Below are 25955 nucleotides of genomic sequence, written 5' to 3'. Positions count from 1 at the left end.
TACGGCACCGGGGCCGTCGCCGTTAGTGGCGGTTAACCTGCGGGGCATGACCGTGCATCTCGAAGTCGCCGAAGGCGTGGGCACCATCCGCCTCGACCGCCCCCCGATGAACGCCCTGGACAGCGCGACCCAGGACCGCCTCAAGGAACTCGCCGAGGAGGCGACGGACCGGGACGACGTACGTGCCGTCGTCCTCTACGGAGGAGAGAAGGTGTTCGCGGCCGGCGCGGACATCAAGGAGATGCAGGCCATGGACCACGCGGCGATGGTCGCCCGGTCCCGCGCCCTCCAGGACTCCTTCAGTGCCGTGGCCCGGATCCCCAAGCCGGTCGTCGCGGCCGTCACCGGCTACGCCCTGGGCGGCGGCTGCGAGCTGGCGCTGTGCGCGGACTACCGGATCGCCGGGGAGAACGCCAAGCTCGGCCAGCCGGAGATCCTGCTCGGGGTGATCCCGGGCGCCGGCGGCACCCAGCGCCTGTCCCGTCTCGTCGGCCCCTCCAGGGCCAAGGACCTGATCTTCACCGGCCGGATGGTCAAGGCGGACGAGGCCCTCACGCTCGGCCTGGTCGACCGGGTCGTCCCGGCCGACGAGGTGTACTCCGCCGCGCACGAGTGGGCCGCCCGGCTGGCGCGGGGTCCGGCGATCGCGCTGCGGGCCGCCAAGGAGTCGATCGACGCGGGCCTGGAGACCGACCTGGAGACCGGGCTCGCGATCGAGCGCAACTGGTTCGCGGGGCTGTTCGCCACGGAGGACCGGGAGCGCGGGATGCGGAGCTTCGTGGAGGAGGGGCCGGGCAAGGCGAAGTTCGTCTGACGGCCGCGGCGCCGCGGCCGGCGCGCCCCGGAATCCGGTGGACAAGTTCTGCTGATCCACTTGCAGTTGACGCCGTGTCTTACCCGCGTCCCCCGAAGGAGCGGTTTGTCGAAGCCTTAAGGCAGCCTTAAGGGCGGTGTGCCCAAGAGACCTCACCCTGACCGAAGTTCAGCCGGTTCGCGCAGGTCAGGCAGGCTGCGGCAGGAAGGTTGCTGCCGCTGGCATATGCCAGAAGAAACCCCCGGAATGGTTGGTTCCGGGGGTTGTATTCCTGCGGAACGGCCCCGCAGGGGGCTCTGGGCGGCCATGATGGGGGGCATGGCGGGGCTGGAGGGTATCGAACAGCCGCGGCGGCACGGGAGTGCGACCGCGGCGCGTTGGTCACCTGCGATCGAGGACGAACGGGCGCAGAAGGCACTGGAGTTGTTCGGCAACCCCACCGAGGCAGAGGTTCCGCTCCCGTCCCGTCCCGAGTCCGCGGCCACCGCGCGGCGGCTCGCCCAGGTCGTCGTCCTGCGCCAGTGGCGCCTGTCGCCGAAGATGACCGAGGATGCGGTCTTACTCGTCTCCGAACTCGTGGGCAACGCCGTACGGCACACCGGCGCCCGCGTCTTCGGACTCCGTATGCGCCGCCGGCCGGGCTGGATCCGCGTCGAGGTCCGCGACCCCTCGCGCGGGCTGCCCTGTCTGATCCCGGTCCAGGAGATGGACATCAGCGGACGCGGCCTGTTCCTGGTGGACAAACTCTCCGACCGATGGGGCGTGGACCTGCTGCCGCGAGGCAAGACGACCTGGTTCGAGATGCGGGTCGCGGACCGCTAGGGCCCTCCCGCCGGACCTCCGCGCGCACCTCCGCCGGACCTCGGCGCGCACCTCCGACGATCGGGCGAATCGCCGATATTCGGGGTGAGCCTCCCTATAAAGGTCGCGTGACCACGCCCCGCACCTCCCTCAAGCAGTGCACCCTCGTGCAGCGCGCGCTTCTCGCGGCCGCCGTCCTCGCCGCCGTGGCCGCGTGCGGCTCCGATGCCGGGACCACCGAGCAGGAGCAGCGCGCCCGAGCCGACCGGGCCGCCGAGGCCGAAGCCGCCGAGCGGAAGAAGAAGCAGCGGCCGGCGGTCCGGGGGCTGCGCGGCATGCCGCCCGTGCTCGACCCCGAGGACGTCTACGCCGCCGACCGCCCGAACCGGCTCTCCCCGGTGGTCAAGGACTTCCCGTCCCGGGTGTACGTGCCCAACAGCGAGTCCGACACGGTCTCCGTCATCGACCCGAAGACGTACGAGATCATCGAGACGATCCCGGTGGGCCGCCAGCCCCAGCACGTCGTGCCCTCGTGGGACCTGAAGACCCTGTGGGTCAACAACAACCGGGGCCACACCCTCACCCCCATCGACCCGAGGACCGGCAAGGCGGGCAAGCCGGTCGAGGTGCACGACCCGTACAACCTGTACTTCACCCCCGACGGCAAGTACGCCGTCGTCATGGCCTCCCTCGACCGCGAACTCGTCTTCCGCGACCCGCACACCATGAAGCGGATCAAGACCGAGCCCGTCACCTGCTACGGCGTCAACCACGCCGACTTCTCGCTCGACGGCACGTACTTCATCGTGTCCTGCGAGTTCAGCGGCGAACTGCTCAAGGTCGACACCGCGAGGATGAAGGTCGTCGCGCAGCGGAAACTGCCGTTCGAGGGGGCCATGCCGCAGGACGTGAAGATCTCACCGGACGGCAAGCGGTTCTACATCGCCGACATGATGGCCGACGGCATGTGGGTCCTCGACGGCGACACGTTCGACGAGCCGAAGCTGCTGCCCACCGGCAAGGGCACCCACGGCCTCTACGTAGGCCGCGACTCCCGGGAGATGTACGTCTCCAACCGCGGCGAGGGCACCGTCTCGGTCTTCGACTTCACCCAGGACAAGCTGACCGAGAAGTGGCACCTGCCCGACGGCGGCAGCCCCGACATGGGCGGTGTCTCCGCCGACGGCAAGGTCCTGTGGCTCTCCGGCCGCTACGACTCCGAGGTGTACGCCCTCGACACCCGCACCGGGAAGCAGCTCGCCCGCGTCCCCGTCGGCAGCGGCCCGCACGGCCTCGCGGTGTACCCGCAGCCGGGCCGCTACTCCCTCGGGCACACGGGCATCTTCCGGTGACACAGGACAACCGGGCGGGCTGACACGCCTCCGTACGAGTGAGGGTCCCCGGCCCGGCGCCGCACAGCCGAGATCGTGCTCCGCATGATCACTTCTCGTGTGCGGCGCCGGGCCGCCGCCGTCGTCCTGTCCCTCTCCGCCGTCCTCGCGACCTCCGCCGCGACCGCCCCGGCACAGTCGTCCGCCTCGACGCCTGCCGAGGCCGCCGCCGCGTCCGCGCGGGCCGCCGCCCCCACCTGCCCCCGGTTCGAGGACCCGGTGCACGCCGCCGTCGACCGCCGTGTGGACGTCGAGCGCATCACGCCCGAGCCGGTCTGGCGGACGAGCTGCGGCACGCTCTACCGCAGCGACAGCCGGGGCCCGGCCGTCGTCTTCGAGCAGGGCTTCCACCCCAAGGACGTCATCGACGGGCAGTACGACATCGAACAGTACGTCCTGGTCAACCAGCCCTCGCCGTACGTCTCCACGACCTACGACCACGACCTGTACAAGACCTGGTACAAGTCCGGCTACAACTACTACATCGACGCCCCCGGCGGCGTCGACGTCAACAGGACCATCGGTGACCAGCACAAATGGGCCGACCAGGTCGAGGTCGCCTTCCCCGGCGGCATCAGGACGGAGTTCATCATCGGCGTCTGCCCGGTCGACAAGAAGACCAAGACCGAGAAGATGAGCGAGTGCGTGAGCAACCCGCACTACGAGCCCTGGCACTGACACCGCCGCCCCGCCGGCCCCGCGCCGCCGGGCCCTCAGCGGCTCCCCGGCCCCGACCGGTCACCGGTCCCCGATCGGTCACCGGTCACCGGTCCCCGATCGGCTGTCGGGGGATGAGCAGGATCTCCGAGCCCACCGGCCGGTAGCCCGCCGACTGGAACGCCCGCACGCTGCGGGCGTTCCCCGGCGCGATCTGCGCCCACAAGGGCTCGGCGACGACGTGGCGTGCGGCGCGCACCAGAGCCCGGCCCAGCCCCCGCTGCCGTGCGTCCTCGTCCACCTCGACCGAGACCTCCAGCCGGCCGGCGATCCCCCGGCCCGTCGTCAGGACGCCGCCGTCCACGGTCCAGACCCGTACGTCGTCACGGCGCAGCCGCGCGTACGCGACCCGGGGGTGACCGGGGTCCTCGATCTCCCGCAGCGGGAGCGGCGGTTCGCCCGGCAGGGGCGAGGCGACCAGCATCGCGTCGATGGTCTCGGACGTACGGCCCGTCCGCTCCATGAGGGCCGCGAGGAAGCGCGGGTTCATGCTGGCGGACAGCGCGTCGCACTCCGTCGCCGCGAGGCTCTCGCGCACCCACCGCGGGTCCTCGTCCGTGAACACGACGGAGTGCGCCGTGAAACACAGGACCCCCGCGTCCCGGGGGGAGTGCTGGGCGACGACCGTCGTACCGCCGTCCGCCGGCGGGAAGACTCCCGCGGCCGCCGCGTCCAGAATGTCCCGCAAACTCTCCATCGCCGCCGTACTCCTTGAGTCTCCACCCACTGGAAGGCCCACACTCCCAGACATGATCGATCACGGCACCGGCCTTTTCACCATCGGGCAGCTCGCCCGCGGCTCCGGTCTGTCCGTCCGCACGATCCGCTACTGGTCGGACGAGGGTGTCCTGCACCCGGTCACCCGCAGCGCGGGCGGCTACCGCCTGTACGACGCCGAGTCCGCCGCCCGGCTCGAACTCATCCGCACCCTGCGGGAACTGGGCCTCGGCCTGGACCACGTGCGGCAGGTGCTCATGGGTGAGACGACCCTCGCGGAGGTCGCGGCCGCCCATGTGACCGCGCTGGACGCGCAGATCCGCGCCCTGAAGGTGACCCGGGCGGTGCTGTCGACCGTGGCGCGACGTGGCTCGACCGTGGAGGAGACGACGCTGATGAACAGACTGGCCCGGCTGTCCGCCGCCGAACGGGGGCGGATCATCGACGATTTCATGGAGGAGACCTTCGGCGGACTCGACACCGCCGACCCCGACATCCGCACCCGGCTGCGGTTCAGCCTCGCGGACCTGCCGGAGGACCCCACGCCCGAGCAGGTGGACGCGTGGGTGGAGCTGGCCGAGATGCTCCAGGACCCGGTGTTCCGGACGCGGATGCGCCAGACCGTCGAGTTCAACGCGGCGGACCGGGGGCCGGAGGTGGCGGCCGGCACCTCCCTGTGGTTCATGAGCCGCCTGGTGCAGGTCGCGGGGGAGGCGCTGCGGGACGGCGTGGACCCCGTCTCGCCGCGTGCCGACGAGGTGCTCGCCGGGCTGCTGGGCGACACCGACCGGGCCGTCCTGCTGGAACGCGTCACCTCGGCGGCCCACGCGGACCTGGCCCGGTTCCGGGAGCTGGCCGCGCTGGTGCGGGGCCTGGAACCGCTGTCGGCGCACACCGAGGAGTTCGCGTGGGTGGTCGCCGCACTGCGCGCTCGTGGGGACGGTTAATCTGACCTGCGTCAGTAGGACTGTCGGCAGGACTGCCCGGTAGAGGCAGAGCACCAAGAAGGGGCGGATCGGTGGCGGACATCGAGGCAGCGCGCAAGGAGTTCCAGCGGATCGACGCGGACGGTGACGGGTACATCACCGCCGCGGAGTTCAAGACCGCCCTGGCCCAGGAAGGCGACTGGAACGTCACGGAGTCCGTGGCGGAGGTCATCATCCGCACCCGCGACCTCAACGGCGACAAGCTCCTGTCGTTCGACGAGTTCTGGGCCCACCTGAACAAGTGAGCCGAGCGGCCGAGGGGCGTTCTCCGTCATGTGCGACGGGGGCGCCCCTCCGTCGTGCCGGGGCGCGGGAACGGGGAATAGCGAAGAACGGACGGGGGTTGAGCCCAGCAATACATGCGTATGCATCAAAACTAAGGTGGCCTGACATGAAGATCGGCATCATCGGCGCGGGCAACATCGGCGGCAACCTCACCCGACGGCTCACCGCCCTCGGCCACGACGTCTCCGTCGCCAACTCCCGGGGCCCGCAGACCCTCACCGCACTGGCCGAGGAGACGGGCGCGACCCCGGTCCCGGTGGAGGAGGCGGCGCGCGGCGCCGAGGTCGTGGTGGTCACGGTCCCGCTGAAGGCGGTCCCGGACCTGCCGTCCGGTCTCCTCGCCGAGGCGGCCGACGGTGTCGCCGTCATCGACACCAACAACTACTACCCCCAGCAGCGCGACGGCAGGATCGCCGCCATCGAGGACGACGGCCTCACCGAGAGCCGCTGGATCGAACAGCAGCTGGGCCACACCGTCGTCAAGGCCTTCAACGGCACCTACGCCCAGGACATCCTCGACCGCCACCGCCCCGCCGGAGCCCCCGACCGCATCGCCCTCCCCGTCGCCGCCGACGACGAGGCGGCCAAGAAGAAGATCCGCTCCCTCATCGACGAACTCGGCTTCGACACCGTCGACGCCGGCGGCCTCGACGACTCCTGGCGCCAGCAGCCCGACACCCCCGTCTACGGCCTCCGGGCCGGAACCGAGGCAGTGACCAAGGCCCTCGCCGAGGCATCCCGGGAACGGACACCGGACTTCCGCGGCTAGGGGGTGTTGTGAAAGTCCCGCACAGCACCCACCACCAGGGACGGGTGCGGCGTGGTCACTCCGAGGTCAGTCGGGCGTGCAGCAAGGCCGCCCGGCTGACCTCGCTGCCCGGAGCGTGCTCCTCGTTGAACAGGGTGACGAGGCCGCGTGGTGCCGACGACCACTGTTCGTCGAAGTCCGGGACGGCTCGCAGATCGTCGAGGAGCAGGGACACCACATAGGCGAGCTCGGTGGGGCGGTCGCCCCAACCGTCGCCCCACCAGAAGTGTTGGGTCGCTGTGCAGGGCGCCGGAGAGACGAGTCCTTCGTCGGTTGTGATCCAGGCGGTGTCCCGCAGCACGACGGAGGCCAGTTGTCCGCTCGTGGGCAGCGACAGCGGGGCGTAGAACCGCCACCTGCCACGCTCGGAAGCGTCGCCGCCGGTCCGAAGGGCGGGCATGCCGGTCAACGGGTCGATGAAGAAGGCCTCCGCTTCCGCGCTCCGGGCACGAGCGAGCGTGACGTGTGCAGCGGTCGGGTCGCACTCGACAAGGCGCTCGATCCACCGTTCGACCGTCGGATCGGGGTGTTCGACCTCGGTGACGGCGCCGTACGGCAGCAGCTCCGGATCGTAGGCACGGGCCACTTGCAGAGCGGCGGCCGCGTCGGGCTCGTAGCTGTCGCCGACCGCCTTCCAGCCCGCCGAGAGGAGCGCTCGCTCCTCGGTCTCGGGGAGAGGGTGACCCGTGACGTCGGGGTGGGCGGCGACGACCGTGCGATCCGCGTCCCTGATCCTGCCGAAGAGGCCCACGGTCCCTTCGACACTGCTGGCAGGCGCGGACCATGTATGTCCGCCCCGAGCGTGCGAACAGGGGCCGCGGCAGGGCCCGGGCGATGATCAGAACGCCCAGCACGACGAAGGCCGCGCGGGTCGCTCCCGGATGGTCCTGCCAGGTGGAGTGGTAGTCGTCCTGGAGCCGCCCCAGCCAGTGGAGGGTCGTGGCCCGCCCCTCGGACTCAGCCCAGCGATAGGTGCCTCTGACCCAGCTTTCGAGGCCTATAAGGATCAGGGACAGTCCCGCGGCAACCCTGAGGAGTCGCGACCCCCACCGCAGGAGACGCCGGCCCAGGCCGGGGGGACGTACACGCAGCAGGTAGGGCTCGTGCGCACTGTGGCCCAAACGGAAGAGGAAGTCGCGGCAGACCTGCTGGAACAGACTCAGCAAGAACTCCTCCGGACGATAGTTCGCCGGAGTCTGCACGATCACATGGAAGTGGCCCGCCGTGTGGGCGCCTTCGAGTTGGCCCTCGCAGGCCTTCCGCAGCAGCGTCGTCTTGCCCACACCCCGAGGGCCGCAGAGTGCGATGGCCCCGCCGTCCATCTGATCCAGCTTGTGGCGCAGCGACCTCTCGGCCCGGTCGGACACCCAGAAACCGGGATCGTGGGCGTGCAGCAGCCCCCTGTGGTGCCGGGTGACCAGAAGGCTGTCGTGCTCCGGCCCCAGGAGGTTGGTGATCTCACGCCTCAGATGCGGCACCATGCGATGGCTCAGTGGGGAACGACTCCACAGTGCGAGAGACGGATACGTCCGCACCGCCCAACGGCACCATCGGACGTACCGGTACACGGCCCACATCTGACGCGTGAAGTTGTCCCTGCCCGCTTCCTCGTAGAACTCCGCGAGCGCCCCGAGTGCCACGAAGCCCAGCAGAAGCGCGTCACCCCACCAGGCCATCCCCACGGTGTGGGACAGCAGAAAGCGCAGCAGCGCGACGAACAGAACCATGCCCAGGAAGGCGAAACCCTGAGGGGCGCAACGAGCGGCCGCCGTACGGAACTCGACACGGCTGCGATCGAGACGCTGTCCGAGTCGCCACAGTCTCTCGTACTTCTCGTCCTCGTCCAGAACGACGTCGGCGACGGCGTCCTCGTGCATGGCGGCGAACAACGCCTCAGCGCTGATCTCCGGTCGGTTCAGGGACAGATAGGCCCGGATGTCCTCGTCCCGGAGCGCGCGCCGGACCGCCCTGCGATAGAACTCCCGTACGCAGTCCGGCTCTTCGTCCCACACGCTCATACGGGCATTCTCGCGTGTGGTGGTCGTTCAGTTCCCTGCGGCCCACTCCCGCAGGGCGGTCCTGGTCGGGAAGTTCGCCACGTTCTTGTCCAGGGGGTTGTCGGTGTACTGGTGGAAGCGCCACTCGGCCTTGATGCGGGGTTTGCCCGCTGTGACGTAGTCGGCGATCCAGAGGCCGTCGGCGGCGTAGGACGTGGCGTCGACGGTCAGCCAGTAGTGGCGGTTGCAGTAGAGGATCACCCGGTGGTTCGGGCGGAGCTTCTTCAGGGTGCGCAGGAAGCGGTCCTTCTCGGCGTTCGTGGCGTGGGTGCCCTCGCCCGTCGTCTCCCAGTCGACGGCCAGGATGTCGCCCGCCCGCTCCGGGGCCTTGCTGACGAAGTACTCGGCCTGGGCGGTCAGGTCGCCCGGCCAGAGGAAGTGGTAGAAGCCGACGACCAGGCCCGCCTCGCGGGCGGTCCTGGTCTGGGCGGCGAGCTTGGGGTTGGTGTACGTGCGCCCCTCGGTGGCCTTGACGAAGACGAAGGAGAGGCCGGTGGTGTCGTACGAGGAGGACTGGTAGGAGCTGACGTCGATGCCGCGCAGCATGGGGTCTCCGGGAGGGGTGGGGGGAGTCAGTCGGGTGTGGGGGCGGTGGCGGGCCGCCCGGGGGCGATGCGTTCACCGGCTGTCCGTTCACCGGCGATGCGTTGGGCCAGGTTCGTGACGTCCGCGAGGAGCGTGGCGGGCGGCACGGCGAGGTCGAGGGTGTGGGCGGTGACGGTGATGCCGGACCGGCGGACGACGTGGGGCGCGGGGTCGGCGCCGGCGGCGGGGGTGGCGGCCGCGTAGATCAGGTGGCCGTGGGGGAGGCCGAGTGCCGTGCAGTAGGCGAGCAGCTGGTAGAGGTGGGACGTGGGCGGGGCGGTGGGGGTGACGTACGCGTACTTCGCGTCCGCCACCGAGACGGGCCGGCCGCCGCGGTAGAGGACGAGGTCCGGGCGGAACGGGACACGGGAGGCCTCGTCCAGCCGGTGGTGCGTCTCCTGCGCGGCGCAGCGCACACCGTGGCGGGCGAGGGCCGCGGTGAGGGTCACGGTCAGGAATCGTTCGAAGACCGCCGGCATGTCCAGCAGGAAGCCGTCGGTGGGGAGCGGGGCCCCGCCCTCCGGCTGGACCGAGCGGTGGGTGAGGAGCAGTTCCGCGAGGCGGAGTGCCGGGGCGTAACGGGCGTTGAGCCGGGTCGGGGTCCAGCAGGGGAGCGGTGCGCCCGGGTGGAGGAGGCGGACCCCGCGCAGGTGGTCGCCGAGGTGGCGCAGGGCGAAGCGGGTGCGGGCGGGCACGCCCGGCAGCCGGGCGGCCAGGTGGAGGGCGGCCAGGAGGAGACGGTTCTCCGCGATGTCCGGGGTGTGGTCGTCGTAGCGGACGGCCACCGGGAGGGGCAGGCCCACGCGGCGGAGCTGGTCCGCCGTGCGGACCCGGCCCCGGATCAGCGGGAGGTCCTCCTCGACCGTGCGATAGCCGTGCAGGACGCCGGACTCCAGGGTGCGGCGCGCGACCCGGGCGAGGAGGTCCGCGAGGGCGGGCAGCAGCTCGTCCGCCGTGGCCGCGGTGACCTGCTCCCGTTCGGCGTGCCAGGGGTCGGTGGGTGAGTGGGAGAGCAGGAACAGCAGGTCACGGACGGGGAGTTTGGGCCGCAGCAGCAGTTCGATCGCCTCGCCCGCGGGGGTGCGCAGCCGGACCAGGCCCACCTTCTGCTTCCCCGCCACCCGCCAGCGACCGCCGGGGGCTGGGGTCAGCCGTACGGCACCGGGGGCCGACAGCAGCCCCGCGACCTGGTCGGCCGTCAGCTCCCGCACGGTGCCGGGCCCGGTCTCGTCGACGGTGAGCCGAAGCGGGGGAGCCACGGGCTTTCCGGCTCCCGACCCGGCTCCGGCCCCCGCCCCGGCTCCCGCTCCCGCTCCGGCCCCCGCCCCGGCTCCCGCTCCCGCTCCGGCTCCCGACCCGGCTCCGGCCCCCGCCCCGGCTCCCGCTCCGGGGAGCGCGGTCGTCATGAGCCCAGCGCCGCGCGCAGGGAGGCCAGACCGTACTCCTCCTCGACGTTCATCCCCGTGCCGTACTCCTGGTCCTCCAGCAGGGGCAGGATCTGGGTGCGCCAGATCAGGTCGAGCCCCTCGGAGCGGGCCGCGCCGGGCTTCATCAGATACGACGGGCCGATGGCGCGGTCCGCGTCGCCGAGGCGGCGGTTGAGCTCGTCCAGCAGGCGGGCGGGCAGCTCCGACAGACCGTGATGGCGCAGCCAGCGGTCCAGGAGGCCGTGCACCGGAGGCCGCTCGGGGGAGAGCCGGCGGAAGGCGAAGCGGCGGCGCATCGCCGCGTCGACGAGGGCGATCGACCGGTCCGCCGTGTTCATCGTGCCGACGAGGAACAGATTGCCCGGCAGATGGAACGGCTCGTGCGGGCTGTACTGCGTGGTGACCGGCTCGTCGCGGTACTCCAGCAGGAAGTACAGCTCGCCGAAGACCTTCGCCAGGTTGGCCCGGTTGATCTCGTCGACGATCAGGACGTACGGGTTGGCCGGGTCCTTCCGCGCCCGCTCGGCCAGCAGTTTCAACGGGCCCGGGACGACGTCGAACACCACCGAGCCCGCGCCGCCCGTCGCGCCCTCGCCGGGTACCGGGCGGAAGCCCTCGAAGAAGTCCTCGTAGGTGTAGGAGGGGTGGAACTGGACGAGTTCCACCCGGTCCGGTCCCGCCAGATGCCTGGCCAGGGCCCGGGCCAGATAGGTCTTGCCGGTACCGGGCGGCCCGTGGAACACGAGCTGGCGCTGCTCCTGGAGCTGCTGGGCGGTCTCCGCCAGCCAGGGCAGGGGCATGAGCAGGCGGTCGGCCAACTCCTGTGTCACGGGCGGCAGTTCGAGGGGCTTGGTGACGTCGGCCGTGATCAGCGGCTCGGCCACGCTGCCCTCCAGACCGGCCCGTTCCGCGAGTTCCGCGGCCACGCTGCTGATGTCGTACACCGTGGGGGGCCGGGTCAGACGGCTCTGCACGGCCTGGGGCAGCTCCGCGCGCCTCAGCGGCCGCTCGGCGGTGGCCCAGCGCACCGGCAGCCGCCGCGCGTTGTCGAGGCCCTCCGAGGTGTCGTACACCGCCGGGCCCTCGACCGTACCGACGTGGACCTCGTCCGCGGTCACGGTGGCCACCAGGTCGCCGGGCTGTATCAGGGTGAGGAACGCGTGCAGTTGGTACACGGACTGTCCGCGCGACTGGGAGCTGTCGTCGGGGAGCCCTTCCCGCACCGTCCGCTGGATCTCCTGCTTGGCCGTGCCCGCCGGGATGTCCGGCAGCTCCTTCCAGGACACCGAGCAGTAGCCCCGCTCCAGCCAGTCCGGTACGACGTTGCGTCCGTCGACGTTGAAGCCGCGGACCAGCCAGCCCCGCTGCTCGTGCTCGACGGCGGTGTGCCGCCACCGGGCCACCCAGGGGTCGGCGTAGAACCACACCCGCTCCCCGCTGCGCGCGTCCAGGATCCTCCGCAGCTCCAGCAGGTCACGGTCGTCGTCGCCGGTGACCTCCGGCAGTTCGTCGGCGAACGCCTTGACGATCTCCTGCTTGTGGTGGGCACTGGCGATCGGCTGGAAGACGTCGGGGAAGAGGCAGTGAAGCAGGACATGGATCTGCGCGCGGCCCTTCTTGTGGCCCACGGAGCGCTGGACGTCCAGGCACTCCTCGCGGAACCGCCACGGGTCGCGCAGCACGGCCTCGCGCTCGGCGTGGGGCAGGCCCGCGAGCCGCTCCACCAGCAGGACCAGGATCTGGAACTGCGCCCAGCGGTAGTTGAGGAAGCCCTGGCCGCCGTTGAGGAACCCCGTCAGGCCCCGCTCCATGCGTTCGGCGGTCGCCAGATGGGCGAGCCCGGCCCAGGAGAGGACCTCGCCGAGGATCTGGAGCTTCTTCCTGAGGCCGATCTGCTCGGGCTTCAGCGGGGCCATGTTCACGAAGAGCAGTTCGGCCGCCAGGACGACGGTGGCGGCCGGTGCGCCGTCGAGCTGGCGGCTCAGCTTGACCAGGAACGTGTCCGACGACTCGTCCGGCCGGTCCACGAAACGGGCGCGCAGATCCGACGCCGTCGCCTCGGTCCAGGCGTCCGTCTCCGGAGTGAACGTCGACTTCCCGCTCAGCAGCCCGTCATGGAAGACGCGCCGCACCTCCGCCACGACCTCGGCACCCACCGGCTGGTCCGCTCCCATGCCCACCGCCCGCCCCTCTCACGTCCGAAGTGCCCACCCTAGGAGGGGCCTTGGCGGTCGTCACGTGACGGGGCGGGCGGCGAGGGGGCCGCGCCGGGTCTCAGCTGGTGCCGCCCGAGCGGCCGAAGAACTCGATCTCGGCTATCGCGACCTGCTTCTTGGCGTCGGCGCCGTAGGCGGAGAGCACGGTGAAGCGGACGGTCTCCGCCTCGCCGACCCGGAACTTGCGGCGCTGGCCGCCGGCGCTCTGGTCGAGGACGAGGGTCTTGGTGGAGACCGAACCGTCGGCGGCGGTGATCTTCGCCTCGATACGGTGCGGGCGCGCCGACTCCGCACGCTGGTCCGCGTTCTTGGAGACGCCCGGGGTGATGACCACGTCGAGCAGCCGCGTCGGTTCCTCGAAGCGGGCCTCGATCCACTCGCCCTCGCCGGACTGGGTGACACCCGGGCCCCACCACGTGTTGCTGTAGGTGTCGAAGGCCAGCTGCGGCTTGTGACCGGGGAACGAACGGGACGCCTTGAAGCTGTCCGGGACGACCGACGCGCGCTTGGCGAAGTGGTCACGGGTCGCCTGGTAGGCGTCGTCGGCCTGGAAGGCGAGGGTGACGATCAGGGTCAGGACGAGGGCGCCGACCAGCCAGCTGAGGATCTGGCCGAAGCCGCGGCGCAGCCGGGGGCGGTCGCCCGCCCACGGGGTCTCGGTGTTGCGGCCGGTCAGCACCCGGCGCCACCACGGCAGCCGGGCCGGTGCCTCCGTGCGGCCGGCCATCGGCATCGCGCAGCGTGCGCAGAAGTGCCGGTCCGGCCGGGTGGGGGTCCCGCACCACGGGCAGGGCACACCGCCCTCGGTGCCGAACTCCGGCTGCGGGGCGCGGACCTGGGGGCGCTGCACATCGGGGCGGCCCGGCAGCACGGGGGCGACGGCCGGCTCCGCGGGCGCGCGGGGCTCGGGGTCGGCCACCGGGACCAGGAGGGACCTGGCCCGGTCGGCGGCGGAGGGGGCGGGGGCCGTGGGCGCCGGGGAGGTGTGTGTGGGCAGGGGGGTGGTGGGGTCCTCGTCGCCGGGGTGGTGGTGGGGGGCCGCCACCGGGTGGGCCTGGGCCGGGGGCGGGATCTGGGGTTGGGGCTGGGTCCGGGCCTCGGGCGCGGCGGGGGCCACCGGGGCGGTCATGTGGTGGGCGGTGGCGGGTGCGTCCGGGCGGGCCGCCGTGCCGGGGTCCGGGTCGCGTACGCCGGTGGCGGCGGCCGGGGCTGTACCCGCCGGGGCCGTGCCCGCCTGGGAAGTGCCCGCCTGGGCCGTGTCGTGCGCGGTGCGGGCCGTACCCGTTCCGGCGCCCGGGTGGGCGAAGGCGTCCCAGCCGGGTTCGCCCCCGGTGGCGGGGCGGTCGGCGCCCGTCGGGGCCGGCGTGGTGGCCGCCGCGGCAGCCGGCGCGGGGGCCGGGGCGGGCGCGGGAGCTTCGGGGCTCGGGTGGCCGGGGCCGGGCGCGACCGCGGGCGCGACCGCGGGGGCGGGGCGGTTCGGGGGCGCGTCCGGCGTGCGGGTGCCGTCGGCCGGGGCGTCGCCCGTCGCGGGCGCCGCCTCGCTCCTGGCGGCGCCGGAGCCGGACCAGCCGAGTACCGCGCCGCAGGCGTCGCAGAAGGACTGGCCGGGCTCCCCGCGGGTTCCGCATTCGGCGCAGCTCTGGGCCTGGCCGGTGCCGGGGGTCGGGCTGGTCATCTCTCGGGGATCCTTTCGGCGGCGGTCACCTGGACCGTGTACGGCATGTGGGCGGGGCGGGCGGCGGCGACGAGGCTGTCCAGCCGGTGTTCGTCCGCCGGGGTGGGGTCGGGCAGGCGCAGGGCCACGTGCAGGCGCGGGCGGGGTTCGCCCGGGACCGGTCCGAGGGGGCGGGCGTCCCAGGCGGCGGCGCCGCTCTCGGTGATCTCCGGGGTCACGCCGAAGACCAGCCGCACGGCCTCGGACAGGCCGCGCCGGGTGCCGCGTACCCGGTGCAGGTACGCGGCGGCGGCGACCGCGGCGCGCAGGCGGTCCTCCGGTTCCGTGCCGTCCGTCTCGGCGCCGACCCAGCCGGCGAGCCACTGGGTGAAGTCCACGGGGGCGAGGGACGGCGTGAAGTAGGAGTCCAGGCAGTCGAGGACGGAGAGGATCGGGGCGAGGACGTCGTCGAGGCCGCCGATGAAGCGTTGGGCGAGGTCGTCGTCGGCGAACACGGCGGGGAGCATGGTGCCGATGGGGTGCGACGAGCCGAGGCCGTCTATGGAGCCCCTCATGTGTGGGTGCCTTTCTCGCCCAGGAGCTCGGGGGGTGCGGTGCGTCGGCGGCTGCGGGTCCGTCGTGGTTGCTCGCGCCCACGCGGCGGAGCCGCATATGTCACAGCCCCGCGCCCCTGACGGGGCTGCGCCCCGTTGCGGGGCCGGGCGGCGTCGAGGTCTCTCACTGCTTGTCCCCGATCACGCGGACCCGGTGGTCGAAGGAGAAGACCAGGGAGGGGGGTGAGAGGTCGATGCGGTTGGTGGGGTCGCCGCGTTTGCCGGTGAGGGGGTCGGCGGGGTGGAGCTGGACGTCGTCGACGAGTTCGACGCCGGGGACGCGCTGGAGGACGGCGAAGACCTCGCCGGACTGGACGGGGCGGCCGAAGGGCCAGCCCCGGCCGTCGGCGCCGCCGGTCAGCGGGTCGAGGTGGCGGTAGAGCGCGTCGTGGGCCTGACGGCGCACCCGGTCGGTGTCCACGCCCCGGAAGGCGTGCACCGTGGCGACGACCGTGATGCCCTGGTAGAAGGGCGGGCCGACGGCCAGCCGCGTGCCGATCAGGCGGCGCTCGTCCAGGTGCCGGGTGATGCGGCGCAACAGGGCGTCACCGGGGACGAGTTGCTCGAAGCGGAGCCGGCCGCCCGGGTCCGGGACCGCCTGGGGGACCACCAGCACCCGTACCGCGTACGCCCCGTGATCGCCCTCCTCGCCCTCCAGGCAGGTGATGCGGGCGGTCTCGGGGGCCGCGCGGCGGGCGAGTTCCTCGTAGTCGCGCAGGGTCACCGCGCGTTCCTGGGCGCGCAGCGTGATCGGCGCCCGGACCTTCGCCTCCTCCACGGTCTCCGCGTCGACACCGCCGCGCGCGGCCTCCCGGTTGACGACCTCGGAGACGTACGGCACGGAGGTGCGCAGCACCCGGATGGCGCCCCGGGCGACGTTGCCGGCCCGGCCCCCGCCGGTGCGGTAGCGCACGGCCCGGATGACGGCGCCCTTGGGCGCGACGGCCCCGTACTGGCGCAGGCTCCCGTCGGGCTCCCGCACCGCCGGGCCGAAGGCGATCTCGCCGGTGGCCGAGTCCAGGGTGATGTGGCGGTCGTAGGAGGTGGACGCGGCGAAGGACGGGACGACGTCCCAGTCGGTCCAGCCGTCGTGCTCGGCGGTCTGGAGCAGCACGGGCGGGGTGTCGCCGACCACGGGGAAGTGCGCGAGGCGCAGCCGCTGTCCGGGCAGGCCGGTGGACTCGCCGAGCGCCTCGTCGTACACGGTCTCCGCGTGGACGACGGTGGTGGTGCCGCCGATGGTGAAGGCCTCGGCGGCGCGGACGGTCGGCGAGGTGGTGTAGAAGGGCTGGCCGGGCAGGGGGTCGGTGACCCGGCAGCGTAGCCAGCCGGCCTCCTGGCCGCCGGTGCGGGACAGGGTGTGCCCGCCGGGCATGTGCAGGACGACCTCGCCCGGACGGTTCAGGCCGCCCGTGCCGTCGCGGTCGACCTCGCACGCGGTCCAGCCGTCCTCGGTCCACGCCTCCCAGACCAGCGGCGGCTGGCGGGGGTCCACGCCGACACCGTCGACCACGCTGTCCAGTTCCAGCACGACGGCGCAGTGCGGCACGGCGGCCGTCAGCCCGAACAGCATGCAGTCGCCGGGCCGCGGGGACTCGGCGAAGCACATCAGGTCCTTGCCCTCGGCGAGGTCGGAGGTCCGGTCGGCCACCGGCTCACCGGGGCGCTGGGTCACCAGATGCCGCAACGCGCACGGGACGACGTCCAGGGCGCGCTCGGTGGTGAAGACCACCGCCTCCTCGCTCTCGGTGCGCACCGTCGCGACCTCGGTGCCCACCGGCAGCGGCACCGGCTCCTCCTGCGGCGCCGACAGCCAGAACGTCACGTCCGTGCGGGCGGCCGAGGGCGGGAACAGGGTGATGCCCACCAGGTCCAGGAACGCCAGATGGTTCTTCTCCGGCACCCGGTTGAGCCGGTAGACGATCTGGTCCGCCATGTGGGCGACCGTCTCCACCAGGGTGACGCCGGGGTCGGAGACATTGTGGTCGGTCCACTCCGGGGCCCGCTGCTGGATGTAGCGCTTGGCGTCGTCGACGAACTGCTGGAAGCGGCGGTCGTCGAGGTTCGGGGAGGGCAGGGCCATCAGCGGTCGCTTTCAGGACGGTCGGGAGAGTCGGGACGGTCGGAGCCCTCGGAACCCCCGGGGGCCAGGTCCGGCTCGTCGTGGGAGGGGATGACGTAGAACGGGAAGACCAGGCTGCGCGGGTTGTTGGTGCCGCGGATCGAGTAGCGGACGTCGATGAAGAGGACGCCCTGGTCGGCGCCCGCCGTCACCTCGACGTCGGTCACCTCGATCCGCGGCTCCCAGCGGTCGAGGCTCGCGTACACCTCGTGCTGGATCCGGCCGGCGGTGGCCTCGTTGACCGGCGCGAACACCAGGTCGTGGATGGCGCAGCCGAACTCCGGGCGCATCGGCCGCTCGCCCGGCGCGGTGGCCAGGACGAGCCGGATGGCCTCCTCGACCTCGCGCTCCCCGCTGACCAGGGCGATGCCCCCGGTGGGCCCGATGCGCAGCGGGAACGCCCAGCCGGATCCGACGAACTGCTCGGCCATCAGCGGGCCACCCCTCTTTCTGGAACGTACGACTTCTCGGCGGACGCGTGGACGTGTGGACGTAGGGAGATGCGGACGACGGCCGTCACGGGATCGGATACGGCTTCTTGTTGACCAGCACGATGCCCGTGATGTCGACGTTGGCCGCGCGCAGCGCCGCCTGCCCGACGGCGTTGATCTGCACGGTCCCGGCCGCGCTGATCGTCGCGGCGCCGGCCGCGTTCATGGCGAGCGCGCCGACCGCGTTGATGTTGACCGCGCCGCCGAGCGACCGCAGGCCGACCATGCCCTGGCCCTGGAGGTTGAGGGGGCCGCCGCTGCGGATGGTCACCGACCGCAGCGCGCTCAGCGTCAGATCGGTGCCCGCCTTCACGGACACCGAGGTGCCGCCCGTGATGCTGACGGCGCCCTTGCTGTCCACGGTGATCTCGGTCTTCGTCCGGTCCAGGTTGATGATCAGCCTGTCGTTGCCGCTGGCGATCCGTACGCCCTGCTTGCGCAGGCCCGTCTGCTGGCTGAGCAGGTCGACCCGGTTGCCCTCGCGGTCCGACAGGGTGTGCCGGATCGCCTTCTTCTTCACCGGGTCGTGCAGCCACACGTCCTTCACCGGTGTCGGCTTGTCGACGCCGTTGTAGAGGCCGCCGATCACGAACGGGTGGTCGAGCGCGCCCCGGTCGAAGGCGACCAGCACCTCGTCGCCGACGTCCAGCGGGAAGATCCCGCCACCGCCCTTGCCCCCCATCTGCACGGTCCGCGTCCAGTCGCTGACGTACGTGTCGTCCAGCCACGGGAACTGGAGCTTCACCCGCCCCTGCTTCAGCGGATCCTGTACGTCGGTGACCAGCGCGTTGGCCACACTGGGCAGCCGGGGCGCGGCGGAGGTGCCGCCCGACGTCAGGCCGAACAGGGAGCGCCACTGCCGTCCGCTGACGGTCACCCAGGTCTCGTAGTGGCTGCCGTCGCCGAAGGAGTGCCGTACGGAGGTGCAGGTGTACTTGCCCTCGAACGGGGCGCCCACCTCGGTGAGCGTCACCGGCACCCCGGGCCGCAGCTGCGGGTTGCCCCGCACGGTGACCTCCAGCTCGGCGAAGGACGAGGTGATGTCGTCCGCGAGGGAGCCGGCCGCGTGCGTGACCTCGGTCTGGAGGTCGTACGGCGTGTCGGTCTCCACCAGTTTGGCGGCCTTGAAGGCGCCCGCCGCCTTCTGCGGGGTGGTGCCGATGGCGATCCCGGGGTTGTCGTTCGCCGGGGTGGTCGCCGTGAGCTTCTTCTTGGTCGTGACGTTCCAGCCGCGTGCCTCGACCCGGCCGACCTGGTCCGCGGCCGTGACGGCGGCCCGACAGCGCAGGATGTCCACACCGGCCTGGAGCACGAACGGGCTCTTCTCGCCGGGGGTGCTCGTCGGGGGCGCGCCGGACGCAGGCTTCGGCTTGACGAACTGGAACTTCCCCTTCGAGTCCAGCGACATCACCATCTCGTTCTCGTCGGCGAGCCGCGCGAGGAAGTCCCAGTCCGTCACGTTGGACTGCGAGATGAAGTCGTAGACCGTCTTGGTGCCCTGCACCTGTCCGACGGGGATGCCGTTCATCCCGGCCAGCTTGCGGGCGATGTCGGAGGCCGTCTGATTGCGGTACGCCGCCACCCTGCGCACCCGCATCAGCCGGTGCCCCGGGTCGTAGCCGCGCACGACGGTGAAGGTACCGGTGCCGTCGTAGTCGGTCTCCATACCGGTGACCTCGCCGGTGAGCAGCGGGGTGCCCGCGCCCTGGCCGTCGGCGACGGGCGCGATGACGACCTTGGTGCCGAACCTGACGTTCAGTTTGCCGAGCAGCAGCCCGTGCGGGTCCCGGAAGGTGAGCCGGAACGCGCCCGGTACCCCGGCCCCGAGGTCGACCCAGCCGCCGACCAGCAGATCGGCGTACTCCGTCGGCAGTTTCGCGCCGTCGAGGGTGACGTGGATGACGTTGGAGTAGGACGGTTTCACCATCAGAATCCGACCTCCTCGGCGGCCGGCAGGACGAGTTCGATGCCGGTGGGCAGCCGGGTGGGGTCGTCGATGCCGTTGGCCTCCGCGATCGCCCGCCACGCGGACGCGTTGCCGTACTCCCGCCACGCCAGCGACTGCAACGAGTCGCCCGCGACGACCCGGTGCACACTCCGCGCGGTCAGCGCGCCGGACGTCGGGTTCTGCCCCTTGGTGTTGCTGGGGATCTCGTGCAGCGACAGCCGGCAGGTGGCCCGGATCGGCACGCCGGTCGTCCCGAACAGGGAGTACGTGACGTCCACGGAACTGACGTACGCCGTGAAGCGGGCCGTCGAGAACGACCCCCACTGGAACACCACCCAGGGCGGTGACGGCTGTTTCGCGGCGAGGCTCTTGGAGGTGACCTCGCAGCACGACAGCAGCGACTCCACCTTCTTCAGCACTGTGGTGCCGCTCGGCCTGGCGGAGGAGTCGAGGAAGATCTCGACGTTCATCTGCCGGGCCTCGGGCCCCATGAACTCGGGCAGGGCGCCGTCGCGCACGGCCGCGCTGATCGTGGTCTTCCACTGGGCGCCCTGACGCAGCGTCAGCTCCGCCGGGTTGAACTCGAAGCTGAACGTCCTGATCAGTCCGCCGGGGGTCGTGCTCGTCCCGACCGGCGGCTCGTGGATGGCCAGGGTGGCCCGCACGAGGCTCTTGCCCGCGCCGCCCTTGCTGCCTTTCGCCATGATCCGTCCCCCGCCCTCAGTCCGTGAATCCGTGGTGCGTGATCTCCAGGACCTCGGTCGCCACGCTCGGGTTCGACGGGTCCAGGGACGGCCCCTGCCAGCTCACCGGCAGGACGTCGATCAGCCCCCAGTGGGCCACCTCCGAGCCGTCCGCGCGCAGCGCCGCGATCTGGGCGGTCGGGCGCTTCACGCCCGTCGCCACGGACGAGATCCACGCCGCGACCTTCGCCGTGTCCGGGGTGAGCGGCCTCGTCAGCCGGATGTTGGAGAACGTCACGCGCGACGGGAACTGCCAGACGAACCCGTTGTTCCCGCCCTCCTGGCGGTGCTCGATCTCCACCGTCGAGGACAGCCCCTCGCACCCGTTGAAGTAACCGAGGCTCTCGCCGTCGATCGTCAGGGTGAAGTAGATGGTGGAGCCCGGGTCGAGATCGCGGGGCATCGGGTGGGCCTTTCTGCGGGTGGCTGCCGCCGGGTCGTGCGGTGGGGGTGTGGGGCGGGTGGGCGTTCGGTGGCGGGGTCGGGGTCCGGTGGTGGGTGGGGGCGAGGGGAGTGGCGTGGGTCAGTGGCGGGGGTCGCGGAGTTTGCCGATGCGTTCGCGGTCCAGGCGGAGTTCGGTGCGGACGAGGCGGGTGATGCGGCCGATGAGCTTGTGGGTCAGCTCGTCCAGTTGGAAGTCGGTGAGGGAGCGGGGGTCGAACTGGGTCGCGGTGTCCGCCGGGGTGGAGGGGGGTGAGGGGTTGGCGGACGCGGTGCGGTGAGCTGTGGCGGTGGTTGTGGTGGCGGCGGTGGTTGTGGTGGCGGGGGTGGGGCGGAGGGGGACTTCTGGGGCTCGCTGGATTGGTGCGGGTGCGGGTGCGGGTGCGGGGGGCGGTGCGGCGAGGGGTGTGGTGGGTGCCTGGGGGGTGACGGGCGGTGCGGGTGGTGTGGGGGCTCGGCGTTGGACCACCGGGAGGGCGGGGAGGGGGGTCGGCTTCTGCGGTGCGTGCTGGAAGTGCGGGGGTGTCGTGGGGGCGACGGCAGCGGGGGAGGCGGGCTTGTTCGTGGTGAGGCGCTGTACGGCGGGGCCGGTGCCGGGGGCCGCGGGGCGGCGCAGGGGGACGGCGGACCGGGGGGTCTGACGCTGGAGCGCAGGGGGTGGGGTGGGGGCCGGCAGGGCCGTGGTGAGGGCGCGAGTGGGGGTGAGGGGGCGCACGGGGGTGGTCGTGGCGAGTGCGGGTGGGGCGGAGGAGGACATCGGCAGGGCGGCGGACATCGGCAGGGCGGCGGACATCGGCAGGGCGGCGGACATCGGCAGGGTTGACGGGGCCTGCGGCTTTGTGGGGGCCGTCGGGGTGGTGGTGCGTTCGGGGGTGTGCCGGGTCGGGCTGTGGAGCGGCTGCGGGCCGTGCGTGGCTGGGCGCGCAGTTCCCCGCGCCCCTTCGGGGCGGCGTTGGGCTGGGCCCGTGGGAGCCGTTGCCCGCTGCACGGGGGAGGGGTGGGCGAGGGGGCTCGGGGCCCCGGGGGTCGGGCGCCCGGACAAGGGCTGGGTGTCGTGGGGCGGGGTGGTGAGGGGAGCGCCGAGAAGGGGGCGCTGGCGGGGCGTGGGAGTCGGGGTGGGGGCGACGGTGGGCTGGGTCGTCGGCGCCGGGGGTGCGGGGGAGGGTGCGGCGGGAGGCACGGGGCCGGAGGTGGGGGTGCCGAGGCCCATGCGCCGGGTGGTGGGGGAGGAGCTGGTGGTGGCGGGTGTGGACGTCGGGCCGGGGGTGGACGTCGGGCCGGGGGTGGGGGCCGTGTCACGGGGGTTGGCCGTTGCCCGTTGGATCGCGTCGGCCGCGCTGCGGGTGGGCGGGGCGGCAGCGGGCGCGGAGGCAGGGACGCTCGGGCCGACTGCCGTGGCGCCGGAGCCCGGTGTCGTCGCGCTGCGACCGGGTGTGGCCGAGGCGCCGGTCCCGGGCGGTGTGGCTGCCGTACGGCTGGGGGCGGTCGTCGCTCGCTGCACGTCGGTAGGACCGGAGGCGTGCGGCGTTGGCCCGGGGGCCGTGGGGGCCGTGGGGGGCGTGGCGGGGCCGGTGGGGGTCGTGCCGTGAGGTGTCGCCGTCCGGGGAGCGGCGTCGCCCACCGGGGTGCCGAGACCTGCCCTCGACGGTCGGCTGACGGCCGCCGGGGCGCTGGTTTCGGGCGACGTGCCACCGGGGCGGGCCGATGCTGCGCGAGCGCCGACCGATGCCGCGGTGGGGGTGGTGGTCGCGGCGGTACGGCTGGGACCGGTCGCTGTCCGTTGGACGTCGCGCTCGGCAGGGCTGGGGGTGGCCGGGGTGCGGACCGGAGCGGTGCGCGGGGCGGTGGGACCGGTCGCCGTATCGGCGGGGTGGGGTGCCGCGGTGCCGGCCTGGGGCGCGGACCGCTGGACGTCGCCCTGGAAGCCTCCGGACACGCCGGAGTGGGTGCCGGCGCCGAGGGAACGGCCTGACGGGGAGCCCGGACCGGGCGCTGCCCGCCGGACACTGACCTCGCCGTGTACGGAGGCGGCGGGGGCGGAGCCTGTGCCTGCGGGTTCGCCTGACGCGGCGTTGGACGCGGTCATGGCCCGCTGGACGCTGACCTCACCCCGTCCGGGGGTGGCGTGGCTGCCCGCAGGCTGGTTGCCCGTGATGTCGGACGGGGGCGTGATTCCGACCGGGTCGCCCGCTGCGCGCCGGGGTTCCCCTGACGTACTGGCGGAGCGCTGCACGGCACCGGCGGGATTCGCCGCCACACGGCCGGAGTTCGTGGCCGGAGCGCCGGTTTTTGTCGTGGCGGGACCGACCGGGTTCGACGTCGTACCGGCGGGGCTCGTGGTGGCGGGACCGACCGGGTTCGAGGTCGTACGGCCGGGGCTCGTGGTGGCGGGACCGACCGGGTTCGAGGTCGTACGGCCGGGGCTCGTGGTGGCGGGACCGACCGGGTTCGACGTCGTACGGCCGGGACTCGTGGTCGCGCCGGCGGAGTTCTTGGTCGTACGGCTGGGCGGCGGCGTCGTACGGCCGGGAGTTGGCGGCGCGCCGACCGGGTTCGACGGCGCGCGGTCGGGACCCGCCGTCACGCGGTGGGGACTCACCGGCGTGCTGGCGGGACCCGTCGGCGTGCTGGTGGGACTCGTCGGTGCGCCGGCGGAGTTCGGTGTCGTCCCGCCGGGCCTCGTCGTCGCGTCGCCGACGGGGTTCGGCCCCCCGCGGTCGCCGGTCGCCGACGTGCCGCCGGAGTTCGGTGTCGTCCCGGCGGCGGTGTCGGGCGTCGCCCGCTGGATGGCCGGCCCCGGGTGAGCGGGGGCGGCGTTGGTGGTGCCGGAGGGGACCTCGACCGCGCTCGTGGAGCTGGCCGCAGGGGCCTCGGCCCGGGCCGGAGTCGCGGCAGGCGCCGTTGCCCGAGGGGTGCCGCCGGACGCGCCGACCGGGCGCGTACCTGAGTTCGCCGAGCCCGCCCCGCTCCCCGTGGACGCCGTACGGCCCGAGACCGCACCCGGCGACGAGGAGCCGCCGGAAGCCGGGTGACCGGACGAGGAGCCGTCCGCTGCCGTAGGTCCGGGCGGCGTACCCCCGGCTGCCGTCGCCGCAGGCACCGTACGCCCGCGCGCGGCACCGCTCGAAGGCGTCGGACCCGAAGCCGTACCCCCCGGCGCCCCGGCGGGCCCGGAGGGCTGTGGCCGTGACGCGGGCAGGGTCCGGCGCTGGACGGCCGGTGGGGCGGCGGCCTTGGTCAACGGGGCCGGACGGGTGGCGTGGGGCCGTGCCGGAGTGACCCGGGGGCCGGTCGGACGAGTCGGCGTGACCTGGTACGGCGCTCGCTGCGCAGGCGCAGGCCCAGGGTCGGCGGACGCGGACGGGGGCATGGAGGGGGCGGCCGGGGCCTCCGGCTCCTCGTACGCCACCGGCAGCGTGCGCGACGGCAGTTCCAGGCCGGCGACGGGCGCCGCCGACGTGGTGAGGACGTTCTTGACCAGACCGCCCGGCGCGCCGGGGAGCACGGCGTGGGACAGGGTCCCGGTGAAGGACGGGTTCTGCCAGGTGCTCAACCGCCCGCTGAACCCGGCGTCCGCGACAGCGGCCGGCCCCCCGAGGGCCCGCTGAATCGGCCCGAGCCCTTCCCAGCCACCGCCGAGAGCACCCCCACCGCCGGCAACGGCCGAAGCACCCGCGGCACCCGCACCGCTCCCGGCACCCGAAGCACCGGCACCCGAAGCACCGGCACCCGAAGCACCGGCACCCGCACCGCTCCCGACACCCGTGTCGCGCCCCGCACCCGAAGCACCCCCGGCCTCTCCGCCCGAGGCACCCCCGGCCCCGTCGCCCGGCGCACGCCCGTCAACCCCGCCCCGGCGCGCAGCCGACCCGGCGGCGCCCCGCAGGCGATCCATGAACCCCACGTGATCAGCCCTCCGACCCGCCCCGTGTCACGAGGGACGCGATCTGTTCGGTGTAGCGGCGGCGGTCGTGGTGTTCGAGGTCGAGGATCTCCTCGAAGCTCCAGTGGAAGTGGAAGGCGACGTACGCGATCTCCTCGTGCAGCCGGTCGGTCGCGTACGTCACGATTCCCCCAGGCGGCTCCCGCCGAGTTCGACCTCGAAGGGCTCGGAGCAGTGGGGGCACTCCACGGCCGCGCGGGTGTGGCCCTCCGCGTTGACCTGCCGGTAGAAGTCCTGGAGGAACGCGAGGTCGGACGCGAACATGTTCTCCACGATCCCGTCGTGGACCATCGGCAGATTGCCCAGCCGGGTGATGACCCGGCCGAGCAGCACGACCGACAGGTACGCCGGGTTCTCCTGGACCCGGACGTCGCGGAGCGGGATCAGCTCGTCCCGGGCGGTGGCGAGACGCATCACGCCCTCCCGGTGGACGTTCCCCGCCTCGTCGACGTAGCCGCGCGGCAGCTCGAACGGGAACTCCGTCCGCAGCCGCTGCGCCACCGGCGCGACAGCCGGAGCGGGGGCGGGACCCGGCACGGGGGCGGGCGCCGCTCCCGGCACCGGGCCCTGCGCGGCGGGAGCGAAGCCCGCCGCCGGAGCCCCCGCCCCCTCCGGTCCCGTCACCGGACCCGCGCCCGGTACGTCCACGATCGAGCCCGCGCCCGACCTGCCAGCCGTGCGCCGCATTACTCGATGACCAGTTCTTCGAAGACGATGGTCACGGTCTCGGTGAGCGCGGAGGCCTCGCCCGCCTTGAGGGTGCTCGCGTCGATCTTGCTGCACCAGGCGTTGCGCATGTTGTACCGCTTCACCGGGTTGTTCTGATAATCCATCATGATGATCGACGCGTTCTTCCGCGCCGAGCCCATCTGACCGTTGATCGAGTCGTTGATCCACGTGTTGAACGCGGCCGACTGGGTCATGCCGCGGACCACGGTGCACTGCCCGTTCTTCTGCACACCGGGCAGCAGGTTGACCTCGGGCCGGCCCTGGGCGGAGTTCTGCTGGTACGTGATGACGTCCTGTTCGAGGGTGAGGCCGCTGACCTCCGCGAGGTACTCGACCATCACCCCGTCGATCTGCAGGCCGAAATTGTGTGAAGTAAGGGCGTCACCCGGCGCGAGACTCATCTGTTCTGTGTCCTTCTAAGGGGCAGGGAGGGGCAAGGGGCTTCAGCGAGAGAACGGGGGGCGGG

Annotated in this window: 26 protein-coding genes; 10 read left to right on the top strand and 16 right to left on the bottom strand. The window is 72.8% G+C overall.

The window, feature by feature from the left end:
* The first annotated feature begins 46 nt into the window (after positions 1-46).
* The 4 genes from ACZ52C_RS39995 (at position 47) to ACZ52C_RS39980 (ending at position 3684) form a co-directional block, all read left to right on the top strand.
* Positions 47-814, top strand: a complete 768-nt coding sequence (locus ACZ52C_RS39995; RefSeq protein ID WP_469079451.1) for an enoyl-CoA hydratase/isomerase family protein — start codon at positions 47-49, stop codon at positions 812-814.
* Between the two features lie 318 nt (positions 815-1132).
* Positions 1133-1636, top strand: a complete 504-nt coding sequence (locus tag ACZ52C_RS39990; protein ID WP_469079450.1) for an ATP-binding protein — start codon at positions 1133-1135, stop codon at positions 1634-1636.
* Between the two features lie 107 nt (positions 1637-1743).
* A complete protein-coding gene (locus ACZ52C_RS39985) occupies positions 1744-2967 on the top strand; it encodes a YncE family protein (protein ID WP_469079449.1) in 1224 nt (407 codons plus the stop codon).
* Between the two features lie 84 nt (positions 2968-3051).
* On the top strand, positions 3052-3684 hold the full coding sequence (locus tag ACZ52C_RS39980) for an ADP-ribosyltransferase (RefSeq protein ID WP_469079448.1): 633 nt from the start codon (positions 3052-3054) through the stop codon (positions 3682-3684).
* 85 nt (positions 3685-3769) lie between these two features.
* On the opposite strand, the gene ACZ52C_RS39975 is transcribed toward ACZ52C_RS39980, so the two are convergent.
* Positions 3770-4420, bottom strand: a complete 651-nt coding sequence (locus tag ACZ52C_RS39975) for a GNAT family N-acetyltransferase (protein ID WP_469079447.1) — start codon at positions 4418-4420, stop codon at positions 3770-3772.
* A gap of 52 nt (positions 4421-4472) precedes the next feature.
* Here ACZ52C_RS39975 and ACZ52C_RS39970 point away from each other — a divergent pair, with 52 nt between their 5' ends.
* The 3 genes from ACZ52C_RS39970 (at position 4473) to ACZ52C_RS39960 (ending at position 6480) form a co-directional block, all read left to right on the top strand.
* Positions 4473-5387 carry a helix-turn-helix domain-containing protein gene (locus tag ACZ52C_RS39970; RefSeq protein ID WP_469079446.1) on the top strand — a complete coding sequence of 305 codons (915 nt, stop codon included), beginning with the start codon at positions 4473-4475 and terminating at the stop codon, positions 5385-5387.
* Between the two features lie 71 nt (positions 5388-5458).
* Positions 5459-5671 carry an EF-hand domain-containing protein gene (locus ACZ52C_RS39965; RefSeq protein ID WP_469079445.1) on the top strand — a complete coding sequence of 71 codons (213 nt, stop codon included), beginning with the start codon at positions 5459-5461 and terminating at the stop codon, positions 5669-5671.
* Between the two features lie 110 nt (positions 5672-5781).
* Entirely contained in the window at positions 5782-6480 is a 699-nt protein-coding gene (locus ACZ52C_RS39960) for an NADPH-dependent F420 reductase (RefSeq protein ID WP_469079470.1), read from the top strand.
* 55 nt (positions 6481-6535) lie between these two features.
* Here the strand turns inward: ACZ52C_RS39960 and ACZ52C_RS39955 are convergent, their stop codons facing one another.
* The 12 genes from ACZ52C_RS39955 to ACZ52C_RS39900 form a co-directional block, all read right to left on the bottom strand.
* Positions 6536-7270, bottom strand: coding sequence for a hypothetical protein (locus ACZ52C_RS39955; protein WP_469079444.1), 735 nt, complete (start codon positions 7268-7270; stop codon positions 6536-6538).
* A 1294-nt stretch (positions 7271-8564) separates the two neighbouring features.
* Entirely contained in the window at positions 8565-9122 is a 558-nt protein-coding gene (locus tag ACZ52C_RS39950; RefSeq protein WP_469079443.1) for a glycoside hydrolase family 25 protein, read from the bottom strand.
* 26 nt (positions 9123-9148) lie between these two features.
* Positions 9149-10420: an McrC family protein gene (locus ACZ52C_RS39945; protein WP_469079442.1), complete on the bottom strand. Its 1272-nt coding sequence runs from the start codon at positions 10418-10420 to the stop codon at positions 9149-9151.
* 143 nt (positions 10421-10563) lie between these two features.
* Positions 10564-12762: an McrB family protein gene (locus ACZ52C_RS39940; RefSeq protein ID WP_469079441.1), complete on the bottom strand. Its 2199-nt coding sequence runs from the start codon at positions 12760-12762 to the stop codon at positions 10564-10566.
* A gap of 100 nt (positions 12763-12862) precedes the next feature.
* Entirely contained in the window at positions 12863-14479 is a 1617-nt protein-coding gene (locus ACZ52C_RS39935; RefSeq protein WP_469079440.1) for an NADase-type glycan-binding domain-containing protein, read from the bottom strand.
* On the bottom strand, positions 14476-15033 hold the full coding sequence (locus ACZ52C_RS39930; RefSeq protein WP_469079439.1) for a phage tail protein: 558 nt from the start codon (positions 15031-15033) through the stop codon (positions 14476-14478). Before ACZ52C_RS39930 ends, ACZ52C_RS39935 begins: the two co-directional genes overlap by 4 nt.
* A 163-nt stretch (positions 15034-15196) precedes the next feature.
* The gene (locus ACZ52C_RS39925) at positions 15197-17155 is read right to left on the bottom strand and encodes a putative baseplate assembly protein (protein WP_469079438.1); all 1959 of its coding nucleotides are present in this window, start codon (positions 17153-17155) and stop codon (positions 15197-15199) included.
* Positions 17155-17625, bottom strand: a complete 471-nt coding sequence (locus ACZ52C_RS39920; protein WP_469079437.1) for a GPW/gp25 family protein — start codon at positions 17623-17625, stop codon at positions 17155-17157. The genes ACZ52C_RS39925 and ACZ52C_RS39920 overlap by 1 nt, the downstream gene beginning before the upstream one ends.
* A gap of 85 nt (positions 17626-17710) precedes the next feature.
* On the bottom strand, positions 17711-19612 hold the full coding sequence (locus ACZ52C_RS39915) for a VgrG-related protein (RefSeq protein ID WP_469079436.1): 1902 nt from the start codon (positions 19610-19612) through the stop codon (positions 17711-17713).
* Positions 19612-20337, bottom strand: a complete 726-nt coding sequence (locus ACZ52C_RS39910) for a CIS tube protein (protein WP_086804080.1) — start codon at positions 20335-20337, stop codon at positions 19612-19614. The genes ACZ52C_RS39915 and ACZ52C_RS39910 overlap by 1 nt, the downstream gene beginning before the upstream one ends.
* Positions 20338-20353: 16 nt before the next feature.
* A complete protein-coding gene (locus ACZ52C_RS39905; protein ID WP_045563263.1) occupies positions 20354-20779 on the bottom strand; it encodes a phage tail protein in 426 nt (141 codons plus the stop codon).
* Between the two features lie 120 nt (positions 20780-20899).
* Positions 20900-21628 (bottom strand): extensin, encoded by a 729-nt coding sequence (locus tag ACZ52C_RS39900; protein ID WP_469079435.1) that lies wholly within the window; start codon positions 21626-21628, stop codon positions 20900-20902.
* 304 nt (positions 21629-21932) lie between these two features.
* Here ACZ52C_RS39900 and ACZ52C_RS39895 point away from each other — a divergent pair, with 304 nt between their 5' ends.
* The 3 genes from ACZ52C_RS39895 (at position 21933) to ACZ52C_RS39885 (ending at position 23849) form a co-directional block, all read left to right on the top strand.
* Positions 21933-22406 carry a hypothetical protein gene (locus ACZ52C_RS39895; protein ID WP_469079434.1) on the top strand — a complete coding sequence of 158 codons (474 nt, stop codon included), beginning with the start codon at positions 21933-21935 and terminating at the stop codon, positions 22404-22406.
* A 705-nt stretch (positions 22407-23111) separates the two neighbouring features.
* Complete coding sequence (locus tag ACZ52C_RS39890) at positions 23112-23621, top strand: hypothetical protein (RefSeq protein ID WP_469079433.1); 510 nt, start codon at positions 23112-23114, stop codon at positions 23619-23621.
* Positions 23622-23633: 12 nt separating this feature from the next.
* Positions 23634-23849, top strand: coding sequence for a hypothetical protein (locus ACZ52C_RS39885; protein ID WP_469079432.1), 216 nt, complete (start codon positions 23634-23636; stop codon positions 23847-23849).
* An 876-nt stretch (positions 23850-24725) separates the two neighbouring features.
* Here the strand turns inward: ACZ52C_RS39885 and ACZ52C_RS39880 are convergent.
* The 3 genes from ACZ52C_RS39880 to ACZ52C_RS39870 are packed head-to-tail and all read right to left on the bottom strand — an operon-like array spanning position 24726 to position 25890.
* Positions 24726-24884: a DUF6760 family protein gene (locus tag ACZ52C_RS39880; RefSeq protein ID WP_086786782.1), complete on the bottom strand. Its 159-nt coding sequence runs from the start codon at positions 24882-24884 to the stop codon at positions 24726-24728.
* A complete protein-coding gene (locus ACZ52C_RS39875; protein ID WP_469079431.1) occupies positions 24881-25447 on the bottom strand; it encodes a hypothetical protein in 567 nt (188 codons plus the stop codon). Before ACZ52C_RS39875 ends, ACZ52C_RS39880 begins: the two co-directional genes overlap by 4 nt.
* A complete protein-coding gene (locus ACZ52C_RS39870; protein ID WP_033526822.1) occupies positions 25447-25890 on the bottom strand; it encodes a phage tail protein in 444 nt (147 codons plus the stop codon). Before ACZ52C_RS39870 ends, ACZ52C_RS39875 begins: the two co-directional genes overlap by 1 nt.
* Positions 25891-25955 lie beyond the last annotated feature (65 nt).

This window comes from Streptomyces sp. NPDC034049 (assembly GCF_055575575.1).
The sequence above is the reverse complement of the archived record's forward strand: the minus strand, read 5'-3'. Positions and strand labels throughout refer to the sequence as shown.

What these genes read in the sequence shown, in the direction of transcription:
- ACZ52C_RS39995 (WP_469079451.1), top strand. Translation starts at nt 47, where the DNA reads ATGACCGTGCATCTCGAAGTCGCCGAAGGCGTGGGCACCATCCGCCTC.
- ACZ52C_RS39990 (WP_469079450.1), top strand. Translation starts at nt 1,133, where the DNA reads ATGGCGGGGCTGGAGGGTATCGAACAGCCGCGGCGGCACGGGAGTGCG.
- ACZ52C_RS39980 (WP_469079448.1), top strand. Translation starts at nt 3,052, where the DNA reads ATGATCACTTCTCGTGTGCGGCGCCGGGCCGCCGCCGTCGTCCTGTCC.
- ACZ52C_RS39975 (WP_469079447.1), bottom strand. Translation starts at nt 4,420, where the DNA reads ATGGAGAGTTTGCGGGACATTCTGGACGCGGCGGCCGCGGGAGTCTTC.
- ACZ52C_RS39970 (WP_469079446.1), top strand. Translation starts at nt 4,473, where the DNA reads ATGATCGATCACGGCACCGGCCTTTTCACCATCGGGCAGCTCGCCCGC.
- ACZ52C_RS39950 (WP_469079443.1), bottom strand. Translation starts at nt 9,122, where the DNA reads ATGCTGCGCGGCATCGACGTCAGCTCCTACCAGTCCTCCTCGTACGAC.
- ACZ52C_RS39940 (WP_469079441.1), bottom strand. Translation starts at nt 12,762, where the DNA reads ATGGGAGCGGACCAGCCGGTGGGTGCCGAGGTCGTGGCGGAGGTGCGG.
- ACZ52C_RS39935 (WP_469079440.1), bottom strand. Translation starts at nt 14,479, where the DNA reads ATGACCAGCCCGACCCCCGGCACCGGCCAGGCCCAGAGCTGCGCCGAA.
- ACZ52C_RS39930 (WP_469079439.1), bottom strand. Translation starts at nt 15,033, where the DNA reads ATGAGGGGCTCCATAGACGGCCTCGGCTCGTCGCACCCCATCGGCACC.
- ACZ52C_RS39925 (WP_469079438.1), bottom strand. Translation starts at nt 17,155, where the DNA reads ATGGCCCTGCCCTCCCCGAACCTCGACGACCGCCGCTTCCAGCAGTTC.
- ACZ52C_RS39920 (WP_469079437.1), bottom strand. Translation starts at nt 17,625, where the DNA reads ATGGCCGAGCAGTTCGTCGGATCCGGCTGGGCGTTCCCGCTGCGCATC.
- ACZ52C_RS39915 (WP_469079436.1), bottom strand. Translation starts at nt 19,612, where the DNA reads ATGGTGAAACCGTCCTACTCCAACGTCATCCACGTCACCCTCGACGGC.
- ACZ52C_RS39910 (WP_086804080.1), bottom strand. Translation starts at nt 20,337, where the DNA reads ATGGCGAAAGGCAGCAAGGGCGGCGCGGGCAAGAGCCTCGTGCGGGCC.
- ACZ52C_RS39905 (WP_045563263.1), bottom strand. Translation starts at nt 20,779, where the DNA reads ATGCCCCGCGATCTCGACCCGGGCTCCACCATCTACTTCACCCTGACG.
- ACZ52C_RS39900 (WP_469079435.1), bottom strand. Translation starts at nt 21,628, where the DNA reads ATGTCCGCCGCCCTGCCGATGTCCGCCGCCCTGCCGATGTCCGCCGCC.
- ACZ52C_RS39875 (WP_469079431.1), bottom strand. Translation starts at nt 25,447, where the DNA reads ATGCGGCGCACGGCTGGCAGGTCGGGCGCGGGCTCGATCGTGGACGTA.
- ACZ52C_RS39870 (WP_033526822.1), bottom strand. Translation starts at nt 25,890, where the DNA reads ATGAGTCTCGCGCCGGGTGACGCCCTTACTTCACACAATTTCGGCCTG.